Genomic DNA, 20,951 nt, shown 5'->3' with positions numbered 1-20,951 from the left:
CTACGGAGTCCTCCGCCGGCCGGTACCCCGTGCTGTCGGGGATTTCGGCGACGGGCTGACCGGGCCCGACGGTGTCGGGGTCGGCTGCTTCTGCTGCTCTTCCGCGGCCATCGACGACTTGAAGTACGACACCCCGGCGCACCCGGCACACGCGAGCGCGCCGATCAGCACGCTCGCGAAGATCCTGCCGGTCTGCTCGTCGAGCGTGTTCTTCGCCCGCTCGGCGCCGAACAACCAGGCCTCCCGCAACCGCCGCCGCCGCACCGCCACCGACTCGATGACCTGCGTCCCGTAACTACCTGACACCCGGGCTCCCGTGGTCCAACGCGTCCAGCGTCGCCTCGTCGATCGGCACCGGCTCCAGCGCTGCCCGCTCGGCCACGGACAGGATCGGGAACGAGCCGTACCCGAGTTCGATGGAGCCGTGCGACAGCGAATAGCCGCCGCCGCGCCCGAACAACACGAGGAGCGGCTCGTACGGATCGCTCAACTGGGGGAACCGCTGGCGAGGCAGCTCGCCGAGGGCCGCCCACCTCACCATGAGCCGGGCCGCCTCCGGCCGCACCGGAAACGCTCCCGCGGAAGCCGCACCGATTTGCACAGCGTCCAGCAACGCCGGGTCGACGGCGACCTCCGGATCCAGCGCCCCCGCCAGATCGCTGAACGGCCAGCCCTCCTCGGCGCCGACGGTCAGCGACCATTGCGCCGTACGCCGGAGGAACTCGCGCGTCAGCCGGCCACGCGAACGCCGGTGCTCGTACGCCGCGTCGTCGTCCCACTGCACGGCCGCGAGGCGCTCGGCCATTCGTCGCGCGGCGGCCGGGTCGCTCACCATTGCATGCCCTCTCTCGCGATCCGGATGATGTCGTCCAGGTTGGAAAGGTCGGCGGCGAGCCCGCCGGGAGGAGGCGTCAGCCCGAGCACCCGCCAGTGTTGCAGCAGGTCGGCCCCCTCGGTCCCCTGCAGCGATCGCGGCGCCACCTGGTGTGCGCCGGCGTGTTCGCGGCTGAAGCCGTAGTACCCGTCCTCCCACACCGACGGATCGGCGAAGTTGTACGGCACACCGGCCTCGATGAGCTTCGCCTCGACCACCTCGTGCGCGATCAGTGACCGCAGTTCCCGTACCTCCTCGCTGGTCAACGGCCTCCCCTGGATCGCCGCCTCCCACAGGTTCGCGATCTGCTGGACCGGCGTGAAGTTGCCGCGCCGGATGTCGCCCGGACCGATCGCGACGTCGTGCGTGTTCACGAAGACGTTCCGTTTCGCGACCTCGACGAGACGCGGATCGAGCCCTGCCGCCGCCGCGACCTTCGGTACGTCGTCCGTCAGGTTGCGGATCGTTCGGTACGACTCCTCCAGTCCCGGGGACGCGTTGGTGACGAACTCGTTCCGATCGCCTGGCTTCACGGGGTACGACGCGTTGCGCTCCTGCGCGGCCGACCTGACCTCCGGCAGCGAGTCGTCGACAACGTGGACGACGACCCGCGGAACCTGGCCGGCCCCGCGCTCGAACGGCACGCCGTCGCTGATGCCGACGATCCTGCCGTTGAAGCCACGCGGCAGCGCGTACTCGCCTTCGTGCATCTCGTCCGGGACGACGCGGTCGTGCATCACCTTGCCCAGCGGCAGGCCCTGCGACGACCGGATCTCCACCACGACGCCGAAGTTCGCCCCGTGCTGGTGGCTGAAGTCCGCCGCCCGCGCCGGGTTCATCGTAGTCGACGTGTAGCCGGGGTTCTCGAACCGCTCACGCCCGAAGGTCTCCTGCACCCAGCGCCGGAAGTCGGCCTCGGTCTTCACATGGCCGGGCGCGGTGAGACCACGGAACAGGGTCCGCGGCTCCGCCGCTCGCGGGGCCTGCCGGATCAACTCGTCGACGCGGTCCACCCACTCCGTCAGGTGCGGCGTCTGGGTCCGTACGGCGTCCATACCCTGAGCGGGGTTTCGCAGCATCCGGTTGACCAGGTTGGAGGTGGCACCGCCGAACTCGCTGAGATCCTCGATATCCCGCCGGCTCCAGCCCGCCGAGGCCTCCCGAACCTCAGCCACGAACCGCGCCTCAGCCTCCGCCGAAGCAGCCCGCCGCACCTCCCCCGGCGCCCCGAACCCATACTCCTCAACCGCCCGCGACGATTCCGGTTCAGGTGTCCGCGGCGCGTCAGGCTCAGGAGTCCGGGGCGCATCCAGTACGTCGTGTGGGTGGGCTGAGGCATGCCCGGGCTGCTGAGCCCGCGGCGTTCTGGCCACCGGCGGGACCTGCTGCGTCAGCTCGTCCCAGCCGCCGCCACCGTTCGTCTCCGGTGCCTGGGCCGGCCGCGGCGCCTGGTTCGGCTGGTGCGGGTCGGCGGGGTTGGGGCGTGGAGCTGGGGCGTTTGGTGCGGGTGTTCTGGAGGTGGGGGGAACCAGTTCTGTGAGGCTTTCGAAGTCGGGCTCGTTGGCGCCGTCCGGCGTACGCGGCTCAGGGACGTCCGGGTCCGAGGGGTGGGGCTGGTCGCCGAGCCGGCGTTGCGGGCGCTGTGCCTCCAACTGCGACGCGGGTGGCGTGTTCGGTGTCCTCGGGACGCCCTCCCACTGCCCGCCCGGTTCCCGGACCGCGAACCGCATGGAGTCGATGTCGACCGGGTCCCCGGACCTCTGGTGCCGGTACGGCGCGTTCGGCCGCGGATCCGTGCTGCCGTCGGGGAACGCGTCGACGAGCTTGCCGCCGGCGGGCTGCGCGTCGAGGAACTTGACCTTGCCCCGCCCGTCGACGAACGCGTTGAAGACATGACCGCCGCCCGGAACGTCGGGGTTGCCGGACTTCCAGGTCACGAAGACGTTCGCGTGGGTGCCTGCCGGCCTACCGCGCAGCGCGTCGACCAGCGTGCGGTACGCGTGGTCGGTGAACTCCGCAGGATTGTGCGGCCGGTCCGGAGCTCGCAGCTTGTGCTCCGGCTTGAAGTCCGCCAGGTCCATCCACTCGAGGGTGCCTTCCGGGTACTCCCCGCCCTTGAACGTGTTTCCGGCCGCGAGCCGCGGATGGTCGCCGTTCAGGATGTCCGCGGTGTTCCGCGAGACCTCCGCGCAGTTCATCTGGTAGTGCGCGCTCTTCCTGTTGTCCGGGTTGACCAGGCCCTTCCAGGCGTTCACGTTGCTCCACGGCGGGTCGCCGACCACCTCGGTCAGCCGGCCCCAGCGCGGGTCGCGGATATCCGGCGGGATGTGCGAGAACGGGTCCACGTCCGGCCGCGGCTTCCCCGGTTCCGGGCGCAGGTACTCCGGCTTCAGCTTGTCGACCTCGACCTGCCGCCGCAGCGGATCGTCCCATCCCGGGTCGTTCCCGGCGTCGTACGACGTACGCCGAGGCGGAGCCGGCCGCACCGGCCCGAACGGCCGCACAGGTTCCGGGTACGGCGTCCGCGCGGCGGCGGGCGCCTGCGGCGGGTTGTGCGGAGCGGGCTTGTCAGGCGTACGCAGCGGCGGCTCCACATGCCCAGGCACCCCCGGCTGCACCGGAACCGGCGCAACCCCAGGCTCCACCCGCCCACCACCATCCCCATCCACCCGTCCAACCCCCGCCCCCACACGCCCCGCCTCAGGCACCCGCGTCGACTCGGGCACCCGCGTGGACTCCGGCGTCCGGGTCGACTCCGGCGTACGCGTGGACTCCGGCGTGCGCGTGGACTCCGGCGTGCGCGTGGACTCCGGCGTGCGCGTGGACTCCGGCGTACGCGTGGACTCCGGCGTACGCGTGGACTCCGGCGTACGCGTGGACTCCGGCGTACGCGTGGACTCCGGCGTACGCGTGGACTCCGGCGTACGCGTGGACTCCGGCGTACGCGTGGACTCCGGCGTACGCGTGGACTCCGGCGTACGCGTGGACTCCGGCGTACGCGTGGACTCCGGCGTACGCGTGGACTCCGGCGTGCGCGTGGACTCCGGCGTGCGCGTGGGGTGCGGGGTGTGGGTGGGGTGCGGGGTGTGGGTTGTGGGGGTGGTGGAGGGTGAGTCGGGGCGGGGGGTGGTTGGGGTGTGGGTGGGTGGGGTTGGGATCGGGTCGGGCGTTCGGGGGTCGGGAGTGGTTGTCGGGTTCGGGGTGTGGGTGGGTGGGTTTGTCGGGTCGGTGGTGCGGCCGGTCGGGGGTGTGGTCGGGGGATTCGTGGGCGTCGTCGTACCGGGGTCTGCCGGAGACGTCGGCCTGTCGGCGCTGCCGGGGACGTCGACAGGGTCGGTCCCGTCAACACCCGTCGGGTGTGCGGACGACGTACTGTCGACACCGGTCGGATGCGATGTGCTGTCGAGGGTGTCGTTTGGTGTGGTGCCGGAGGGCAAGTTGGTGCCGTCCGACGGTACGTCCACGTCGACGCCTCGGGAGCCTTGGTAGCTGAACGTGTCGCCTACGATCGGGATCTTCGACAGGCCGTTCACCACGTCGGCGACCTTGGGGATCGACGTGACCGCGGCCAGCACGTTGTCGTGCAGCGCGATGCGGGTGTTCTGCGCAATCTCCGCCACCCGGGCGACCTTCGCGACCGTCGCGCTCAACGCACCGAACCGGCCGGCGAGTGCCGCCGTCTTGATCGCGCCACCGGCACCACCGCTGGCGACTGTCGTGACGATGTTCGTGAGCGTGTACCCGAGCGCCTTCCCAGGGTTCTCGCTCCACTCGTCCCAGGCGACGAAGCCCTTGAACATCTGCTCGCCCATGTCCAGGCCGGTCTCGGTCCACTCCTTCAGCCACTCCGGCCGCTCCATGCCGAAGAACTCTTCGCCGATCCACCCCTGGACCTGCAGCGGAACCGTCGCGACCTGACCCACCAGCGTCCCCAGGCCGACCCAGGCGTTCCCCGAGTCCTCCCACGTCGGGATGTCGTAGTTCAGCGTGTCCTTCGACCAGTCCCGCAGCGCGTCCCACTCACCCAGCAGCGGCAGCACCGGTACCAGCGTCAGAACGCCCTCGACCAGCTCACCGAGCGCCGTGTAGACGCCCTGTTCGAAGCCGACCACGAAGTCTGCGGTGTCCTCCCACCACGGCTTGTCCCACTCCTCGGCGGATCCCCACGGTGGTTCCTCCTCGGTCGGCTCGTCCTCGGGCGGCGCCGGCGGCTCCTCCCCTTCGCGCAGGCCGGTCTCCGGATCCCAGGCGTCGCCGCCGAAGAGCCCGAGGATCCCGTTCGCGGCCGTGAAGCAGATCTCCGGCAGCTTCTCGGTCATCACGAGGTCGACCGTGGCGACGAGCAGGTTGTGCTCCAGGACCAGGTCCTCGTTCTTCTGCCAGTCCGGGTCGGCATCCTTCCGGCTGATCCAGTCCCACGCATCCGCCCGCGTGTTCTCGAGCACCGACAACTGCTCCCGCGCGTTGTCGGCGAGCACCTGCAGGTACGTCGCCATCGTCGGCAGACTCGCGCCGAACTCGCTGAGGTTGGTCTGCACCTTCACCGTCGAGTTCAGCAGCAACTCGCGCTCCGGCGCCTCGTAGACCCCGCCCAACCCCTGGAACTTGTGGTGGATGTCCGTGCCCAGGTCACCGAACTGCCCGCCCAGACCGCTCAGCGTCCCGACGTTCTCGTCGAGCGCCGCGACCACCTTCGCCACATCCTCGACCGGGATGCCCTCGGGTTTGATCATCGGGCGGCTGCCATCGCGTCGGCGACCGTCCGCTCGCTGGGCGCGAACGACACGATGCCGTGCGCACCGATCAGGAACAGCAGGTTGGCGTACCCCGGCGGCACGACCAGCAGATACTCCTGCACCTGGTAGACCACCCAGCCCGCCAGTTCCTCGGGCGTCGCGCCCAGCTCGGGCTCCGGTGCCTGCGCCGTCAGCCACTCGGCGAGCCGCGCCCGGGCAGCGTCGGCCACCTCGTCGGGCACCGCGTGGGACACAGCGTGGGGCACAGCGTGGGACACCGGCGCCGGACTCTCGCCGGTCATACGGCGGTGTCCCCGCCGTTCGGGTCCGGCACCGTCGAACCGGGAATCTCGACGATACCGAGCGACGCCTGTCGCTGAGCGGTCTCCGCCATCGTCTCCTGCCCTTCCATGTACGCCGTGACGGCGTTCACCGTGCCGTACATCGAAGCGCTGACCTGCCTGGCCGCCGCCTCCACGATCGGCGACCAGTGCTCGGCGTACTCGGCGACCGCCACCGCCACGACGGAGAAGACGTCGTAGTTCAGGCCCTCGATCGTCGCGCCCAGACTGTCGCCGTACGAGATCCCCAGTGCCTCGAACGGCTCCGCCGCGGTCGCGGTCGCGGAGAGAACCTGGTTCACGCCGTCGACGTCGATATCCCAGTCCACTGCTGCTCCGGTCAGCCGCCGATGCCGTCGACGGCAGCGGACGCCTTCCGCAGGGTCGCCGCCGCGGTGGCGTCGTTCTGCACGAGCGTCTCCTTCAGCGATGCGATGACTGCGAGCGTCGACTCGGCAGCGCTGTCGAACCTGTCCTCGACCGCCCGGTAGCTCTCGGTCACCCCACTCGCGGAAGCGTCGGCCAGGGCGGACTCGACGTTCTGACGGTGAGCCTCGATCAGACCGGAGATCCGGCCGGAGAGGCTGTTGATCGTCGCCTGAACCTCGCTCGAGGCGGCGGTGTCGTAGCTGTTGCGCGATGCCATCGGCGGGTCCTCTCAGCGCTTGCCGAACCGGGCGCCGTCGAAGTCGGCGCCTCCCTGGTTCTTCTTGGCGGTGTCGGCCATCTCGGTGTCACCGGTCCGGAAGGCCGCGTCCATGCCGGCCTGTCCCTCGGTGATCGCCGCGAGGCCCGCGTTCAGGTCGGCCGCGATGCTGTCGACGTTCGCCTTGAACGAGTCGAACATCGCCTTGCCGGAACCGTTCATCTTTCCTTCCAGCGGTTCCGCCGCCGCGACCAGCTGCCTGACCAGCCCACCGAGGTCCTCGGTGCCCGTCGACGTCTTCTTCACCAGCTGACTCAGGGTGTCCTGACCCATGTCCCAGCGTCCGGTCACGCTCTCTCCTTCGCCCGGTGATGCCTCGGGTCCCAGTTGACCAGGAGGTGCTTTCCACCCGCTTTCTGTTCGCTTTCCGGTGCCGGGTAGACCTGGCACACGGCAGACTGTGGGGCGTGGGAGAGGCTGACCGATGACGGGTACGACGAACGACGCGACCGTCGTGAAGGCGATCGCGGACCTCGCGCCGATGTGGCTGCCGGGGTGTGTCGTCGACACTGCCGAGCGGACGGTCGAGGTCGGCTGGGGCCGTGGCGCGCTGCAGATGTCCGCCGTCGTCGGGCTCGGCGAGATCGTCGACCGGTGCCGTCAGCTCCCGCAGCAGTTGTGGGCCGACCAGATCGAGGCGTGGCTGCGGGCGGTCGTCGCGGAGGGCGAGCTGGCCACCGAGGAGCACCGCTTCGGCGATGTCGCTGTACGGCAGCGGGCGATGTTGTTGCAGCGCGGGTGGTCGGCGCGGACGTCGGGTCCGGTGGCGGATGCGTTGATCCCGTTCGGTGACCACTTCGAGGTCGTGGTGTTCATCGGTACCGGGACGGACTACCGGCGGTTGACGGTGATCCGGCGATCGATGCTCGGGCTCGGCGATCCCGACGTACCGTCGCCGGTGCAGCTGACGCTGGAGCAGATCGCGGACCTGCGGCCGGCCGAGCACGACGGGATCTCGGTGCTCAGCCGGGACGACGACCCGCTGGTGTCGATGGCGGTCGTCGACCGGGAGAACCTGCTGCCGCAGGCGTCGATCGGGCTCGGCGTTCTGCTCGGTGTGCCGCGGTTGAGCACGGTCGCGTACTGTCCCGCGGACGCGGGGCAGGCGACTGCGGACCGGCTGGCGCAGTTCGTGGCGGAGACCTATCGCGACGCGCCGGACCAGTGCAGCCCGGATCTGTTCTGGCTGCAGGGCGACCGCATGGTGCAGGTCCCGGTCACGCTGGCGAAGCCGCCGGCAGTCGTGCTGCCGGCGGCCCTGCTCCCGTCACCGCGCCGGACGTGGTTCCGCCACCTCGCCCAACAAGTCTTCCGCCGCTGACCCGAGCCCTGATTCGCCGTTCGCGCTCAGCTTGCGACGCGTTTCCTGGCTGCTGCCTTCTTCGCCGGCGCCTTCTTGGCCGCCGTCTTCTTCGCCACTGCCTTCTTGGCAACGGCCTTCTTCGCCGTCGTCTTCGTGGCCGGCTTGGCCTTCGCGGCGGCTGCTGCCTTCTTGGCGCTCGGCTTCGCGGCGCGACCCTCGAGGATCTCGGCGAGGAACTGGCCCGTGTACGATGCCGGGTTCGCCGCGACCTGCTCCGGCGTACCCTCCGCCACCAGCGTCCCGCCGCGGCGACCGCCGTCCGGACCGAGGTCGATCAGCCAGTCCGCGGTCTTGATGACGTCGAGGTTGTGCTCGATCACCAGCACCGAGTTGCCCTTGTCCACCAGACCGCTCAGCACGCCCAGCAGCTTCCGGATGTCCTCGAAGTGCAGACCCGTGGTCGGCTCGTCCAGCACGTACACCGTCCGGCCGGTCGACCGCCGCTGCAGCTCCGACGCCAGCTTCACACGCTGCGCCTCACCGCCGGACAGCGTCGGCGCCGGCTGACCGAGCCGGACGTACCCGAGGCCGACCTCGACCAGCGTCTTCAGGTGCCGCGAGATCGCCGGGATCGCGGCGAAGAACTCCGACGCCTCCTCGATCGGCATGTCCAGCACGTCCGCGACCGTCTTGCCCTTGTAGTGCACCTCGAGCGTCTCGCGGTTGTAGCGGGCGCCGTGGCACACCTCGCACGGGACGTACACGTCCGGCAGGAAGTTCATCTCGATCTTCAGCGTGCCGTCGCCCGAACACGCCTCGCAGCGGCCGCCCTTGACGTTGAACGAGAACCGGCCCTGCTGGTACCCGCGGACCTTCGCCTCCGGCGTCTCCGCGAACAGCTTGCGGACGTGGTCCCAGACACCGGTGTACGTCGCCGGGTTCGACCGCGGGGTCCGGCCGATCGGCGACTGATCGACGTGGATGACCTTGTCGACCAGCTCCATCCCGGAGATCTTCGTGTGCCGCCCCGGCACCGCGCGGGCGCCGTAGATCTGCCGCGCCAGCGACGTGTACAGGATGTCGTTGACCAGCGTGGACTTGCCCGAGCCGGACACCCCGGTGACCGCGACGAACACCCCGAGCGGGATGGTCACGTCGATGTCCTTGAGGTTGTTCTGCCGGGCGCCGTACACGGTCAGCTCGCGGCCCTCGGTCAGCGGCCGGCGGACCTCTGGGATCGGGATCTCCTTGCGGCCGGACACGTACGCACCGGTGATCGAGTCCGGGTGGTTGCGCAGGTCTTCGACCGTCCCGGACACGACGACCTGACCGCCGTGCTCACCGGCGCCCGGGCCGATGTCGACGACCCAGTCGGCGTGGTCGATGGTGTCCTCGTCGTGCTCGACCACGATCAGCGTGTTGCCGAGCTCCTTGAGCCGGACCAGCGTGTCGATCAGCCGCCGGTTGTCCCGCTGGTGCAGGCCGATCGACGGCTCGTCGAGCACGTACAGCACGCCGACCAGGCCGGAGCCGATCTGCGTCGCCAGCCGGATCCGCTGCGCCTCGCCGCCGGACAACGACCCCGCCGGCCGGCTCAGCGCCAGGTAGTCCAGGCCGACGTCGAGCAGGAACCGCAGCCGCTCGCCGATCTCCTTGACCACGCGCTCCGCGATCTGCTTCTCCCGCGGCGTCAGCTCCATCCGGACCAGGAAGTCGTGCACCTCGTCGATCGACATCGCGCTGATCTCGGCGATGTTCTTCCCCCCGAGCGTGACCGCGAGCGAGATCGGCTTCAGCCGCGCGCCGTTGCAGGCCAGGCACGGGACCTCGCGCATGTACTCCTCGAAGCGCTCCCGCCCGGTGTCGCTGGACGCCTCCGCGTGCCGGCGTTCGACGTACGGGATCACGCCCTCGAAGGTCGTGTAGTACGACCGCTCGCGGCCGTAGCGGTTCTGGTAGGAGACGTGGACCTGCTTGTCGTGGCCGGTGAGCAGCGCCTTCTTCGCCTTCGCCGGCAGCTCCCCGAACGGCGTGCTGGTCTTGAACTTGAGGTCCCGCGCCAACGCCTCGAGCAGGCGCTCGAAGTACTGCGAGACGTTCTGCCCCGACCACGGCTGGATCGCGCCCTCGTCGAGCGACTTGGACGGGTCCGGGACCAGCAGCTCCGGGTCGACCTCCATCCGCGTGCCGAGGCCGGTGCACACCGGGCAGGCGCCGTACGGCGAGTTGAACGAGAACGACCGCGGCTCGAGCTCGTCGATCGCCAGCGGGTGGTCGTTGGGGCAGGCGAGCTTCTCGGAGAACCGGCGCTCGCGGTGCGGGTCGTCGTCGGGCAGGTCGACGAAGTCGAGCACGACCAGGCCGCTCGCCAGGCCGAGCGCGGTCTCCACCGAGTCGGTCAGCCGCTGCTTCGCGGACTCCTTCACCGCGAGCCGGTCGACGACGACGTCGATGCTGTGCTTCTTCTGCTTGTCGAGCTTCGGCGGGTCGGTGAGCTGGATCGTCTCGCCGTCGACGCGGGCCCGCGAGAACCCCTGGCCGGTCAGCTGCCGGAGCAGGTCGACGTACTCGCCCTTGCGGCCGCGGACGACCGGGGCGAGCACCTGGAACCGGGTGCCCTCCTTCAGCTCGAGCACCCGGTCGACGATCTGCTGCGGGGTCTGCCGCGCGATCGGCTCGCCGCACTCCGGGCAGTGCGGACGCCCGGCGCGGGCGAACAGCAGCCGGAGGTAGTCGTAGACCTCGGTGATCGTGCCGACGGTGGACCGCGGGTTGCGCGAGGTGGACTTCTGGTCGATCGAGACGGCCGGCGACAGGCCCTCGATGAAGTCGACGTCCGGCTTGTCCATCTGGCCGAGGAACTGCCGCGCGTACGCCGAGAGCGACTCGACGTAGCGCCGCTGGCCCTCGGCGAAGATGGTGTCGAAGGCCAGGCTGGACTTCCCGGACCCGGACAGGCCGGTGAAGACGATCATGGCGTCCCGCGGCAGGTCGACCGAGACGTCCTTCAGGTTGTGCTCACGCGCTCCACGCACGATCAGACGGTCAGACACAAGCTCACTCTCAGCCGTTCTCGAGGGTTTCCGGGTGGGTTCCCTGCAGCGTTCTCTGGCATGCCCGGTCATGCTAACTAGGCCCACCGACAAAAACTTCCGCCGCCGGATCCGGCGGCTGCTTCGAAAGTATATTCGACCGCGGAGGGTGGTCGCTGCAACCCGGCCGGAGGTGCGAGGATCGGCGGTGTCGCAGCGATCAGGTACCGATAGCAGGGAGAGGCGAGATGCCGGAGTACCACGGGAACGTCAAGGTCGGCGGGGCCGCCCAGACGCACGAGCTGGCGCACCTGATGATCACCAAGGTCGCGGTCGGGCCGATGGACAACAACGCCTACCTGCTGCGGTGCCGGCAGACCGACGAGCAGGTGCTCGTCGACGCCGCGAACGAGCCGGCCACCCTGCTCCGGCTGATCGGCGACGCGGGTCTCGCACGGGTGATCACCACGCACCGCCACCAGGACCACTGGGAGGCGCTTGCCGAGGTCGTCGCCCGCACCGGCGCCACCACGGTCGCCGGACGGCACGACGCCGAGGGCATCCCGGTCCCGACCGACCAGCTCGCCGACGACGGCGACCAGATCGCCGTCGGCCGCTGCACCCTGCGCGTCATCCACCTGGTCGGCCACACGCCGGGCTCGATCGCCCTCGTGTACGACGACCCGGACGGCCCGCCGCACCTCTTCACCGGCGACTCCCTGTTCCCCGGCGGCGTCGGCAACACCCAGGGCGACGCGGAGCGGTTCACGTCGCTGATCAACGACGTCGAGACCAAACTCTTCGGCACCCTCCCGGACGAAACCTGGGTCTACCCCGGCCACGGCGCCGACACCACCCTGGGCGCCGAACGCCCCCACCTCCCCGAGTGGCGCGAACGCGGCTGGTAGCAGTGTTCGAGTACCACGGCTGGGCCACACTCCGGGACACCCAGGACGAGTGGAGCACAGCCGGCGCCGCCGACGACCTCAGCAAGCCGGCGTACGACGCGGTGACGGCCGCAATCGCCGGCGGACGACTGGGTGACCTGGGTGATGAAGCGCGGGAAGGCAACTCCTGAGGCCGACGGCTACCTGTCGCCGCATATCGGTGCCGTGGAAGACGACCTCAGCTGAGGCGCGCGCGGGCCTCGTCGAGGTTGCCGGAGATGTGCGACGCGACGCCGAGGTGCCGGAGGTCGTAGGAGAGGGGCAGTTTGTCGCCGGTAGTGCGGGACGGCCGCGGTGTGGTCGTCGCGGACGACCTGGTGCAAGCAGCCGCTCCAGAAGCGTGCCTCGCCTCCACCGCGTCGAGCGCACGATCCGCCGCCGGCAGACCGCCGTACTCGCCGTTGAAGACCGCCCGCTCGTACACCTCGTCGACCTGCCGCATCAGCTCGTCCACGTCGCAGATCCTAGAGTGACCGAATGGGTGGATTCGCGCGGTACGAACCGGGTGCTGCCCGGCAGACAGTCGACGTGCAGGTGCGGCGGGCCATGGGCGGTGATCTCGTGCGGTGTGCCGAGCTGATCGTTTCGCGGGCGGGTGGGTCGGTGGACGAGCGACGCCGCCGGCTCGAGGCGGATCTCGCGGATCCTGAGCGCTACACGGTCGTCGCGGAGGTCGACGGTGAGGTTGTCGGGTACGGCGCTGTCATCCGGCACCAGGTCGCGCCGACGGATCCACCTGGCACGGCGCCGGACGGGTACTACCTCATCGGGCTGATCGTCTCGCCGGACCGACGGCGGCACGGGATCGGCGACCTGCTCACCCGCGAGCGGATGCGCTGGACCGCTCGGCGCGCAGACGAGATCTACACCTTCGTCAACCTCGCGAACGGTGCCGTACGCGATCTCCACGAGCGCTTCGGGTTCACCGAGGTCACACGCGACTTCACGTTCCCGAATGCCCCACTCGAACCCGGTACCTGCGTGCTGCTGCGCGCCGTCCTAGGTCCATGACGAGCTGGCGGGAGGTCTGTGAGCTGGCTGGGCGGTTGCCTGATGCGCGGCTCGGTGAGGCGCATGAGGGGTCGCCGGCGTGGTATGCCGGGCGGCATCAGTTCGCTCGGCTCCGGTGGGACGACGACGGGCGCGAGCTGCTGCAGGTCTGGACGGGCGACATGGACGCCGGTGCGGCGCTGGCCGGGCGGCCGGACGTGTTTCCGGTCGTCAACAGCTTCCAGTACCGCGTGACCGCCTGGTGCTACCTCGACCGGATCGACCTGCGCGAGACCGCCGAGCTCCTGCTCGATTCGTACGGCATCCGCGGCGGACCTACCCGCCGCCGCGCGGTTGACCCGGACGAGTTCCTGCCGCCGGTGTGATTCAGCGGTCGGTGAGTTCTGCTGGGTAGGCGATGACGTCGACCAGGGCGTGGTTGCGGATCGCGGTGATTTCCGTGCGGCGGGCGATGGCGTCTTCGAAGAGTTGGCGTTGCAGGGACTGGGCGTCGCGGAGGGGTACGCCGTTGACGGCCAGGACCAGGTCGCCCTGGCGGAGGCCTGCTGCGGCGGCGGGGCTTGCGGGGAGTACTTCGACCACTCGGAGCGCCGAGCGCTGGTCGAAGCGCTGCGCCAGCGCCGGCTCTAGCGGCGCGGGGGTGGTGACGAGTCCGAGGTACGCGCGGCGTACCCGGCTGTCGTGCAGCAGCGCGTAGATGATCCGGCGGGTCGTCGGGTTGACGGGGACTGCCAGGCCGAGCCCGATCCCGGCGACGGCGGTGTTGATGCCGATCACCCGGCCGTGGCTGTCGGCGAGCGCGCCACCGGAGTTGCCCGGGTTCAGCGCCGCGTCGGTCTGGATCACGTCCTCGATGATCCGGTGCGCCGTACCGCTGCGCACCGGCAGCGCCCGCCCGAGCGCGCTCACCACCCCCGCCGTCACGCTTCCGGCCAGGCCGAGCGGGTTGCCCACGGCAACCACCAGGTTCCCGACCTTGAGGTGGTCCGCGTCGCCGTACTCGGGCGGATCCGGGATGTCCCGGTCGGCCCGCAGTACGGCGAGGTCCGACAGCCGGTCGACACCCACCACGCGGGCCTGCGCCGTCGTACCGTCGGCGAACTCCGCCGCCGCCTCCGTCCCGTCGCCGACCACGTGCGCGTTGGTCAGCAGGTGCCCGTCGCCGGTCAGGACGACGGCCGAGCCGGACGAGTCGCCGCGCCGGCTGTGGATCCGCAGGCTCGCGACCCGCGGGATCAGGTGCTCCGCCACGCCCGAGACCACCCGGGAGTAAGCGTCCAGAACGTCGTCCCCAGCCATCTCGTCGGCCATCGCCCTCGCCTCCTGAATTACAAGATTACAAGCCGAATCCAACGTGAACCGGCCCACAAACCTGACCGATCGGTTGAAGACTGGCCGATCGGTCAGTCAAGATCGTTGTCATGGCAGTCACCACCCCCGCCCGGGAGCGGACCAGGCGCGAGATCGTGCGCCAGGCGATGGACCTGTTCCAGGCGGCCGGCTACAACGCGACGTCACTGCAGGACATCGCGACCGCCGCCGGCTGCTCCAAGGCGACGGTGCTGTACCACTTCAGCGGCAAGCCGGCCGTGCTCGCGGCCGTCCTCGAGCCCGCCGCGGCCGACCTCGCGCAACTGGTCGCCGCCGCGGCCGAACTGCCCCGCCGCGAGGCGCAGGACCTCGCCATCGCGCGCTTCATCGACCTCGCGGTCGAGCACCGCGGCGTCGTCGACGTACTGCAGGACATCCTCCCGGTCATCGAGGACATGCCGGAGATCGCCTCGCTGGTGGCCGACGGTCTGCGGATGACCGAGCTGATGGCCGGCTCCGACGACCCGCTCGAGCAGGACCTGGCGAAGTTCGCGATCAACGGGCTGCTCGGCGAGTGCCGGCACTCCGGCGAGCGCAGCGACGACGACCTCCGAAGACTCTGCGACATCGCGCTGCGGAGACTCCTCCCGCGCGCCTGACCCCAGCCTCCCCGCCGCCGCGGGGCGATCACTTCTGCCCGTACGCCGTACCGACCTGAACGGACGCACTTCCCGATGGCCAATCTGCTGTACCGGCTCGGCCGGTTCTCGTACCAGCGCCGGCGCCTCGTCGCCGCCGTGTGGGCGCTGTTCCTCGTCGTCCTGGGCGTCGGCGCGCTGACGCTCGGCGGCAAGACCGCGAACACGTTCTCGATCCCGGGCACCGAGTCGCAGCGCGCGCTCGACGCCCTGAAGCAGGAGCTCCCGGCGGCCAGCGGCGCGTCCGCGACCGTCGTCGTGAAGGCACCCGACGGGAAGACGCTCGCGGACCCGACGGTGAAGGCGGCCGTCGGCGCGACGGTCGCCAAGGTCGCGACGGTGCCCGAGGTGATCGCGGCCGTCGACCCGTTCACCAGCAAGGCGATCAGTCCGGATGGTACGACGGGACTCATCAGCGTCCAGTTCGACAAGCCGGCCGACGAGCTCGCGCCGGAGAGCAGTGACGCGTACGACGCGTTGAGCGGTCTGAGCTCCGGCGACCTCGAGGTGGTGCCGGGCGGTCAGATCAAGGCCGGGATCCCGGAGATCGGCGCGACCGAGGTCATCGGGGTTGCAGTGGCCGCGGTGGTCCTGATCGTCACGTTCGGCTCGCTGGTCGCTGCCGGTATGACGTTGCTGACGGCGCTGCTCGGCGTCCTCGCCGGGATGGCCGGCCTGTTCATCGTGACCGCGTTCACCGACGTCTCCTCGACCGCGCCGATCCTGGCGTTGATGCTCGGGCTCGCGGTGGGCATCGACTACTCGCTGTTCATCAGCTCGCGCCACCGCACACAGCTCGGCGAGGGGATGGATCCGGAGGAGTCGGTCGCGCGGGCGACGGCGACGGCCGGGTCGGCGGTGCTGTTCGCCGGGGCGACCGTGGTGATCGCGCTCGCCGGGCTGTCGGTGGTCGGCGTACCGTTCCTGACCGCGATGGGGCTCGCCGCGGCTGCGACCGTACTCACGGCCGTGCTGGTCGCGTTGACGTTGCTGCCGGCGCTGCTCGGCTTCGTCGGGAACCGGGTGCTGCCGCGGAAGCTCCGGAAGGCTCCGGGCGCGGCGGCTCCCGTCGGGGGCTTCGGTTTCCGGTGGGGCCGGCTCGTCACGCGGCTCCGGGTGCCGATCGTTGCTATCGGCATCATCGGGCTCGGCGTGCTCGCGATCCCGGCGAAGGACATGCAGCTCGCGCTGCCGGACGGTGCGTCGGCCCCGGCCGAGAGCAACCAGCGGATCGCGTACGACCTGACCGCGGCCGCGTTCGGGCCGGGCGCCAACGGGCCGCTCGTGGTCGTTGTGAAGAGCAACGACGCCGCCACCTCCAACGGTCTCGTGCAGCAGGTCCTCGGCAAGGCGCAAGGTCTGCCCGATGTACTCGCGGCGCAGCCGGCGGCCGCGAGTCAGGACGGTACGACGCGGCTGCTGCAGGTGATCCCGAAGAGCGGACCGGCCAGCGCTGAGACCGCTGAGCTGGTGAAGGATCTGCGGGCCGCCGTACAGCCGCTGGCCACCGGCGGCGCGAGCATCTCCGTCACAGGCAACACCGCCGTCGGCGTCGACGTGTCGAACAAGCTGTCCGACGCGTTGCCGACGTACCTGTTCGTGGTGATCGGGCTGTCGTTCCTGCTGTTGCTGCTCGCGTTCCGGTCGGTGCTGGTGCCGTTGAAGGCGACGCTCGGGTTCGTGCTGACGATCGGGGCGACGTTCGGGATCACGGTCGCGGTGTTCCAGGAGGGGCACCTGGCGAGCCTGGTCGGGCTGGACTCCCCCGGTCCGCTGGTGAGCTTCCTGCCGATCATCATGATGGGCATCCTGTTCGGGCTCGCGATGGACTACGAGGTGTTCATCGTGTCCCGGGTCCGCGAGGAGTTCGTGCACGGCCTGCACGCGAACGACGCCACCGTCCAGGGCCTCGGCCACGGCGCCCGCGTCGTCACCGCCGCCGCGCTGATCATGGCGTCGGTCTTCGCCGGCTTCATCCTCGTCGAGGACCCGATCATCAAGGCGATCGGCTTCGGCCTCACGATCGGCGTGCTGATCGACGCCTTCGTGGTCCGGATGACGCTCGTCCCCGCCATCCTCAGCCTCCTCGGCGACCGCGCCTGGTGGTTCCCGAAGTGGCTCGACCGCCTCACCCCCAAGGTAGACATCGAAGGCGAAACCCTCCGCACCGAACCCAGACAACTGGCCGACGTCAACTGACCTCACCGCAACAGACCGGAGGCGTCCCCGACGAGGTACTGCGGGTAGGTGTCGGCGTTGATACCTACCCGCCCGGCGATGGCCGAGGCAGGCACGAGGTAGATCCGGCCGTCGCCCAGGACGATGAAGAACAGGTCGATCAGGTCCGGGTCGTACGGCACCCTGCCGGCGGAACTCTCCAGACGGTACGGGCGTCGCCCGACAGTTACGAGCCAGTGCGCGTCGCTGGTAGTTGACGAGCACGTCTTGACCTGTACGCGTAGGACTCCCGTCTGCGCCGTCACGAGGAGGTCGTACACCTGCGGCTCGACGGGGAGCGCGACGCCGTACCCGCGGAGGGTGAACCAGGCCATGGCCAGCGAGGTCCCAGCAGCACGCAGCGACGTCGGCTGGTATTCCGATGCTCGCACCTGGTCGGAGAGGGAAGGTGCCGCGGGTGCGGCCAGATGCGTGACCTCGAGCCCGAGTCGGAGCGCGTCGGCCCGGACGCGGACCTGGCTCTCCGACGTGCCGGCTACGCCGAGCGCCGCGAGCACGTCCGTCCAGGAGGCGGAGTTTCGAACGGCGGCGCTCAAGTCGGCATCCGACCACCGGCGGCGGCCGCTGAAGTGCGTCGTCGTGAGGTTGAGGCGGGTCGTATGGCGCTTCAGCGAGCTGATGGTGGCCGATGACGTGCCCTTGAGCCCCAGGGCGCGGGCGACACCGCGCCACGACCGGCTCGCCGCCACCGCGGCGATCAATTGCTCGTCGGTCCAGCTCCGCCCATGCGTCATGCGCAGAAACTAAAGAGAGGCACCGACAGTATCGGTGCCTCTCTCGTGGTCGGGCTGACAGGACTTGAACCTGCGACCCCCGGTCCCCCAGACCGGTGCGCTACCAAACTGCGCCACAGCCCGATGCTCGCTGTTGGGGCGAGCGGGGATTACCTTACCCCATGCGGTGGGTGGTTCCGACCACGGGCCGAGTCAGCGTTTCTTGTTCTTCTGGCGGGCGCGGATCTGGACGTGGACGGGGCTGCCGACGAAGCCGAAGTCCTCGCGGAGGCGGCGTTCGATGAAGCGCTGGTACGACGGCTCGATCTGGCCGGAGGTGAAGATCGCGAAGGTCGGGGGCATCGTGGTGGCCTGGGTGCCGAACAGGATCTTCGGCTGCTTGCCGGAGCGGACCGGGTGCGGGTGGGCGGCGACCAGACGGCCGAGGAACGCGTTCAGCTGGCCGGTCGGGACCCGGGTCTGCCAGCCCTCGAGGGCGGCCTCGATCGCGGGCACCAGCTTCTCCATGTGGCGGCCGGTGAGCGCGCTGATGTTCACCCGCGGCGCCCAGCGGAACTGCACCAGGTCCCGGTCGATCTCGCGCTCCAGGTAGTACCGGCGCTCCTCGTCGACGAGGTCCCACTTGTTGTACGCGATCACCAGGGCCTTGCCGGCTTCCTCGACCGCGTTCATGATCCGCAGGTCCTGCTCGGTGATCGACTCCGAGGCGTCGATCACCACCACCACGACCTCGGCGCGCTCGATGGCGGCGTTGGTCCGCAGCGTCGCGTAGTACTCGTGGCCGGAGGCGTTCTTGACCTTGCGCCGGATGCCGGCGGTGTCGATGAACCGCCACTCCTGGCCGCCGAGCGTGATCAGCTCGTCCACCGGGTCGACGGTGGTGCCGGCGACGTCGCTGACGACGACCCGGTCCTCCTTGGCGACCTTGTTCAGCAGCGAGGACTTGCCGACGTTCGGCTTGCCGACGATCGCGACCCGGCGCGGCCCGCCGGCCTCGCCGTCACGCTCCCGCGGCGCCTCCGGCAGGGCCTCGAGTACGGCGTCCAGCAGGTCGCCGGTGCCGCGGCCGTGCATCGCGGAGACCGGGAACGGCTCGCCGATGCCGAGGCTCCACAGGTTCATCGCCTCGGACTCGATCCGCTGGTCGTCGACCTTGTTCGCGGCCAGCACGACGGGCTTGCCGGACTTCCGCAGCACCCGGACGACCGCCTCGTCGGCGTCGGTGATGCCGACCACAGCGTCGACCACGAACAGCACCGCGTCGGCCGCGTTGATCGCGACCTCCGCCTGCGCCGCGACCAGCGCGGCCATGCCGACCGCGTCCGGGTCCCAGCCGCCAGTGTCGACCACGGTGAACTCCCGGCCGGCCCAGTTGGCGTCGTACGAGACCCGGTCCCGGGTGACGCCCGGGGTGTCCTCGACGACCGCCTCGCGGCGGCCGATGATGCGGTTGACCAGCGTGGACTTGCCCACGTTCGGCCGGCCGACGATCGCGAGCACCGGCAGCGGGCCGGCGTCGTCGCGCTCGTGCGTCGGTACTTCGGTGGGCAGGTCAGTCATCAGGGTCCTTCTGGTCTCGCCAGCCCGGAAGTGGGTGGCCGGTTTCTTCGACGGCCGCCTTCACATGGGCGCGCAGCACGTCACCGATGTGGTCGGCAACCGCCTGGACGTCGGAATGTCTCCTGGGAAAGGGTACGCGCTCGATCGAGAACGGCTCGCCGTACACCACGTCGACCCGGCTCCCGGACGGCGGATGACGCTCCACGCTGCCGTCCGGCAGGCGCGTCCCCATCAGCGCGACCGGCAGGATCGGCGCCCCGGTCACCATCGCCAGGTACGCCACCCCGACCCGGATCCGGCTGAAGTCCCCGGGGCCGCGGGTGCCCTCCGGGTAGATGTTCAGCACCCGGCCGTCCCGCAGCACCTGGATCGACTTCCGGATGGCGAGCGTGTCGTACGCCGACCTGTCGACCGGGATCTGCCCGATCCGGTGCAGGAACTTGCCCTGCAGGCCGCCGAACACCTCGATCTTGCCGAGCTGGTGCAGCATCCGCGGCGCGACGGCGCCGAGCAGCGGGGCGTCGAGCAGACTCAGGTGGTTCGGGGTCATCAGCAGCGGGCCGGTCAGCGGGAACCGGTCCTCGTGATGGATGGTCAGCCGGTACTTGCGGAAGAAGTACGGCCGGGCGAGCCGGCGCACCGGCAGCGCCAGCCGGTACGGCAGCGGGCGCAGGTCGTCGGTGCGCGGCGGCTCGCGGTGCAGCTCGCGCTGCCCGGTCAGCTCAGCCGTCATTCCTGCCCCGGGGAACTGCTTCCGCCTCCTTCGCGAGTCGGCTGATCACGTCGATGACCTCCTCCAGCGACAGATGCGTGGAGTCGACGGTGACGGCGCCGTCGGAGGCGACCATGAACTGCGAGACCGTGGAGTCGTCCGCGTCCCGGCGGACGATCTGGTCGCGGAGCTGCTCGGCGGTCACCGAACCGGTCTCCAGCTCGGCGCCGCGGCGCGACATCCGCGCGTCCTGGTCGGCGGTCAGGTGCACCTTCAGCTCGGCGTCCGGCGCGACCACGGTGGCGATGTCGCGGCCCTCGACCACGATCCCGCCGCCGGGCTGCGCGGCGTCGATGATCTCCCGCTGCCGCCGGGCGAGCTCGTGGCGGACCTCCAGGTTGGTCGCGATCTTCGAGACCACCTCGCTGATCCGCGGCTCCCGGATCGCGGCGGTGATGTCGGTGCCGTCGGCGATCACGAACTGGTTGCCGGGCTCGGTGCTGATCTCCAGCACGAGGTCCCGCGCCCGCTGCGCGACCGCCGCCGTGTCGTCCAGGTCCAGCCCGCGCTCGACCGCCGACCAGGTCACCGCGCGGTACGTCGCACCGGTGTCCAGGTACCGCAGTCCGAGCCGGGTGGCCACTCCGCGGGCGGTGCTCGACTTACCGGAGCCGCTCGGCCCGTCCACAGCGATGATCATGCCCCGAAGATTACCTTCGCCCGGGGACAGTTCAGCGGTGGACCACCC

General features: G+C 70.2%; 21 protein-coding genes and 1 tRNA gene. 7 read left to right on the top strand and 15 right to left on the bottom strand.

The genetic code is table 11. From position 1 onward, the window contains the following. Genes ABN611_RS31805 through ABN611_RS31775 form a run of 7 tightly spaced genes read right to left on the bottom strand, consistent with a single transcriptional unit; the run spans nt 1 to nt 6,948 of the window. Nucleotides 1-306 carry a hypothetical protein gene (locus ABN611_RS31805; protein ID WP_350275968.1) on the bottom strand — a complete coding sequence of 102 codons (306 nt, stop codon included), beginning with the start codon at nt 304-306 and terminating at the stop codon, nt 1-3. After that, a complete protein-coding gene (locus ABN611_RS31800; protein ID WP_350275967.1) occupies nt 296-835 on the bottom strand; it encodes a hypothetical protein in 540 nt (179 codons plus the stop codon). Before ABN611_RS31800 ends, ABN611_RS31805 begins: the two co-directional genes overlap by 11 nt. Beyond that, nucleotides 829-5,607: a toxin glutamine deamidase domain-containing protein gene (locus tag ABN611_RS31795; protein ID WP_350275966.1), complete on the bottom strand. Its 4,779-nt coding sequence runs from the start codon at nt 5,605-5,607 to the stop codon at nt 829-831. The genes ABN611_RS31800 and ABN611_RS31795 overlap by 7 nt, the downstream gene beginning before the upstream one ends. Then, nucleotides 5,604-5,876: a hypothetical protein gene (locus tag ABN611_RS31790; RefSeq protein ID WP_350275965.1), complete on the bottom strand. Its 273-nt coding sequence runs from the start codon at nt 5,874-5,876 to the stop codon at nt 5,604-5,606. Before ABN611_RS31790 ends, ABN611_RS31795 begins: the two co-directional genes overlap by 4 nt. Before the next feature lie 32 nt (nt 5,877-5,908). Then, nucleotides 5,909-6,280, bottom strand: coding sequence for a DUF6507 family protein (locus ABN611_RS31785; protein ID WP_350275964.1), 372 nt, complete (start codon nt 6,278-6,280; stop codon nt 5,909-5,911). Between the two features lie 11 nt (nt 6,281-6,291). Next, nucleotides 6,292-6,597, bottom strand: a complete 306-nt coding sequence (locus ABN611_RS31780; protein ID WP_350275963.1) for a hypothetical protein — start codon at nt 6,595-6,597, stop codon at nt 6,292-6,294. Between the two features lie 12 nt (nt 6,598-6,609). Continuing rightward, the gene (locus tag ABN611_RS31775) at nt 6,610-6,948 is read right to left on the bottom strand and encodes a hypothetical protein (protein WP_350275962.1); all 339 of its coding nucleotides are present in this window, start codon (nt 6,946-6,948) and stop codon (nt 6,610-6,612) included. Between the two features lie 133 nt (nt 6,949-7,081). Between ABN611_RS31775 and ABN611_RS31770 the strand changes: the two genes are divergently transcribed. Then, complete coding sequence (locus ABN611_RS31770) at nt 7,082-7,978, top strand: hypothetical protein (RefSeq protein WP_350275961.1); 897 nt, start codon at nt 7,082-7,084, stop codon at nt 7,976-7,978. A gap of 26 nt (nt 7,979-8,004) precedes the next feature. Here ABN611_RS31770 and uvrA read toward each other — a convergent pair whose 3' ends face one another. Beyond that, nucleotides 8,005-11,013: an excinuclease ABC subunit UvrA gene (uvrA, locus tag ABN611_RS31765; RefSeq protein WP_350275960.1), complete on the bottom strand. Its 3,009-nt coding sequence runs from the start codon at nt 11,011-11,013 to the stop codon at nt 8,005-8,007. A 293-nt stretch (nt 11,014-11,306) separates the two neighbouring features. On the opposite strand from uvrA, the gene ABN611_RS31760 reads away from it, so the two are divergent. Together ABN611_RS31760 and ABN611_RS31755 are read left to right on the top strand one after the other, a co-directional pair. Further along, nucleotides 11,307-11,900, top strand: coding sequence for an MBL fold metallo-hydrolase (locus tag ABN611_RS31760; protein ID WP_350281707.1), 594 nt, complete (start codon nt 11,307-11,309; stop codon nt 11,898-11,900). A gap of 2 nt (nt 11,901-11,902) precedes the next feature. Beyond that, nucleotides 11,903-12,070, top strand: a complete 168-nt coding sequence (locus tag ABN611_RS31755; RefSeq protein WP_350275959.1) for a hypothetical protein — start codon at nt 11,903-11,905, stop codon at nt 12,068-12,070. Between the two features lie 47 nt (nt 12,071-12,117). Here the strand turns inward: ABN611_RS31755 and ABN611_RS31750 are convergent, their stop codons facing one another. Continuing rightward, on the bottom strand, nt 12,118-12,393 hold the full coding sequence (locus tag ABN611_RS31750; protein WP_350275958.1) for a hypothetical protein: 276 nt from the start codon (nt 12,391-12,393) through the stop codon (nt 12,118-12,120). Between the two features lie 23 nt (nt 12,394-12,416). On the opposite strand from ABN611_RS31750, the gene ABN611_RS31745 reads away from it, so the two are divergent. Together ABN611_RS31745 and ABN611_RS31740 are read left to right on the top strand one after the other, a co-directional pair. Next, a complete protein-coding gene (locus tag ABN611_RS31745) occupies nt 12,417-12,950 on the top strand; it encodes a GNAT family N-acetyltransferase (RefSeq protein ID WP_350275957.1) in 534 nt (177 codons plus the stop codon). Next, nucleotides 12,947-13,315 (top strand): hypothetical protein, encoded by a 369-nt coding sequence (locus ABN611_RS31740; RefSeq protein WP_350275956.1) that lies wholly within the window; start codon nt 12,947-12,949, stop codon nt 13,313-13,315. Before ABN611_RS31745 ends, ABN611_RS31740 begins: the two co-directional genes overlap by 4 nt. A gap of 1 nt (nt 13,316) precedes the next feature. On the opposite strand, the gene ABN611_RS31735 is transcribed toward ABN611_RS31740, so the two are convergent. Beyond that, the gene (locus tag ABN611_RS31735) at nt 13,317-14,261 is read right to left on the bottom strand and encodes a trypsin-like peptidase domain-containing protein (protein WP_350275955.1); all 945 of its coding nucleotides are present in this window, start codon (nt 14,259-14,261) and stop codon (nt 13,317-13,319) included. A gap of 110 nt (nt 14,262-14,371) precedes the next feature. Between ABN611_RS31735 and ABN611_RS31730 the strand changes: the two genes are divergently transcribed. Together ABN611_RS31730 and ABN611_RS31725 are read left to right on the top strand one after the other, a co-directional pair. Further along, the gene (locus ABN611_RS31730) at nt 14,372-14,920 is read left to right on the top strand and encodes a helix-turn-helix domain-containing protein (RefSeq protein ID WP_350275954.1); all 549 of its coding nucleotides are present in this window, start codon (nt 14,372-14,374) and stop codon (nt 14,918-14,920) included. Between the two features lie 75 nt (nt 14,921-14,995). After that, nucleotides 14,996-17,158, top strand: coding sequence for an MMPL family transporter (locus ABN611_RS31725; RefSeq protein ID WP_350275953.1), 2,163 nt, complete (start codon nt 14,996-14,998; stop codon nt 17,156-17,158). Nucleotides 17,159-17,160: 2 nt separating this feature from the next. On the opposite strand, the gene ABN611_RS31720 is transcribed toward ABN611_RS31725, so the two are convergent. The 5 genes from ABN611_RS31720 to cmk all read right to left on the bottom strand — a co-directional run bounded on the left by ABN611_RS31720 (nt 17,161) and on the right by cmk (nt 20,903). After that, on the bottom strand, nt 17,161-17,931 hold the full coding sequence (locus ABN611_RS31720; protein WP_350275952.1) for a group I intron-associated PD-(D/E)XK endonuclease: 771 nt from the start codon (nt 17,929-17,931) through the stop codon (nt 17,161-17,163). Nucleotides 17,932-17,977: 46 nt separating this feature from the next. After that, a tRNA-Pro gene (locus ABN611_RS31715) sits at nt 17,978-18,054 on the bottom strand. A 69-nt stretch (nt 18,055-18,123) separates the two neighbouring features. Continuing rightward, nucleotides 18,124-19,491 carry a ribosome biogenesis GTPase Der gene (gene der, locus ABN611_RS31710; RefSeq protein WP_350275951.1) on the bottom strand — a complete coding sequence of 456 codons (1,368 nt, stop codon included), beginning with the start codon at nt 19,489-19,491 and terminating at the stop codon, nt 18,124-18,126. Beyond that, nucleotides 19,484-20,224, bottom strand: coding sequence for a lysophospholipid acyltransferase family protein (locus ABN611_RS31705; RefSeq protein ID WP_350275950.1), 741 nt, complete (start codon nt 20,222-20,224; stop codon nt 19,484-19,486). Before ABN611_RS31705 ends, der begins: the two co-directional genes overlap by 8 nt. After that, nucleotides 20,214-20,903: a (d)CMP kinase gene (cmk, locus tag ABN611_RS31700; RefSeq protein WP_350275949.1), complete on the bottom strand. Its 690-nt coding sequence runs from the start codon at nt 20,901-20,903 to the stop codon at nt 20,214-20,216. Before cmk ends, ABN611_RS31705 begins: the two co-directional genes overlap by 11 nt. Nucleotides 20,904-20,951 lie beyond the last annotated feature (48 nt).

This window comes from Kribbella sp. HUAS MG21, assembly GCF_040254265.1.
In the GTDB taxonomy this organism is placed as follows: domain Bacteria; phylum Actinomycetota; class Actinomycetes; order Propionibacteriales; family Kribbellaceae; genus Kribbella.
The sequence above is the reverse complement of the archived record's forward strand: the minus strand, read 5'-3'. Positions and strand labels throughout refer to the sequence as shown.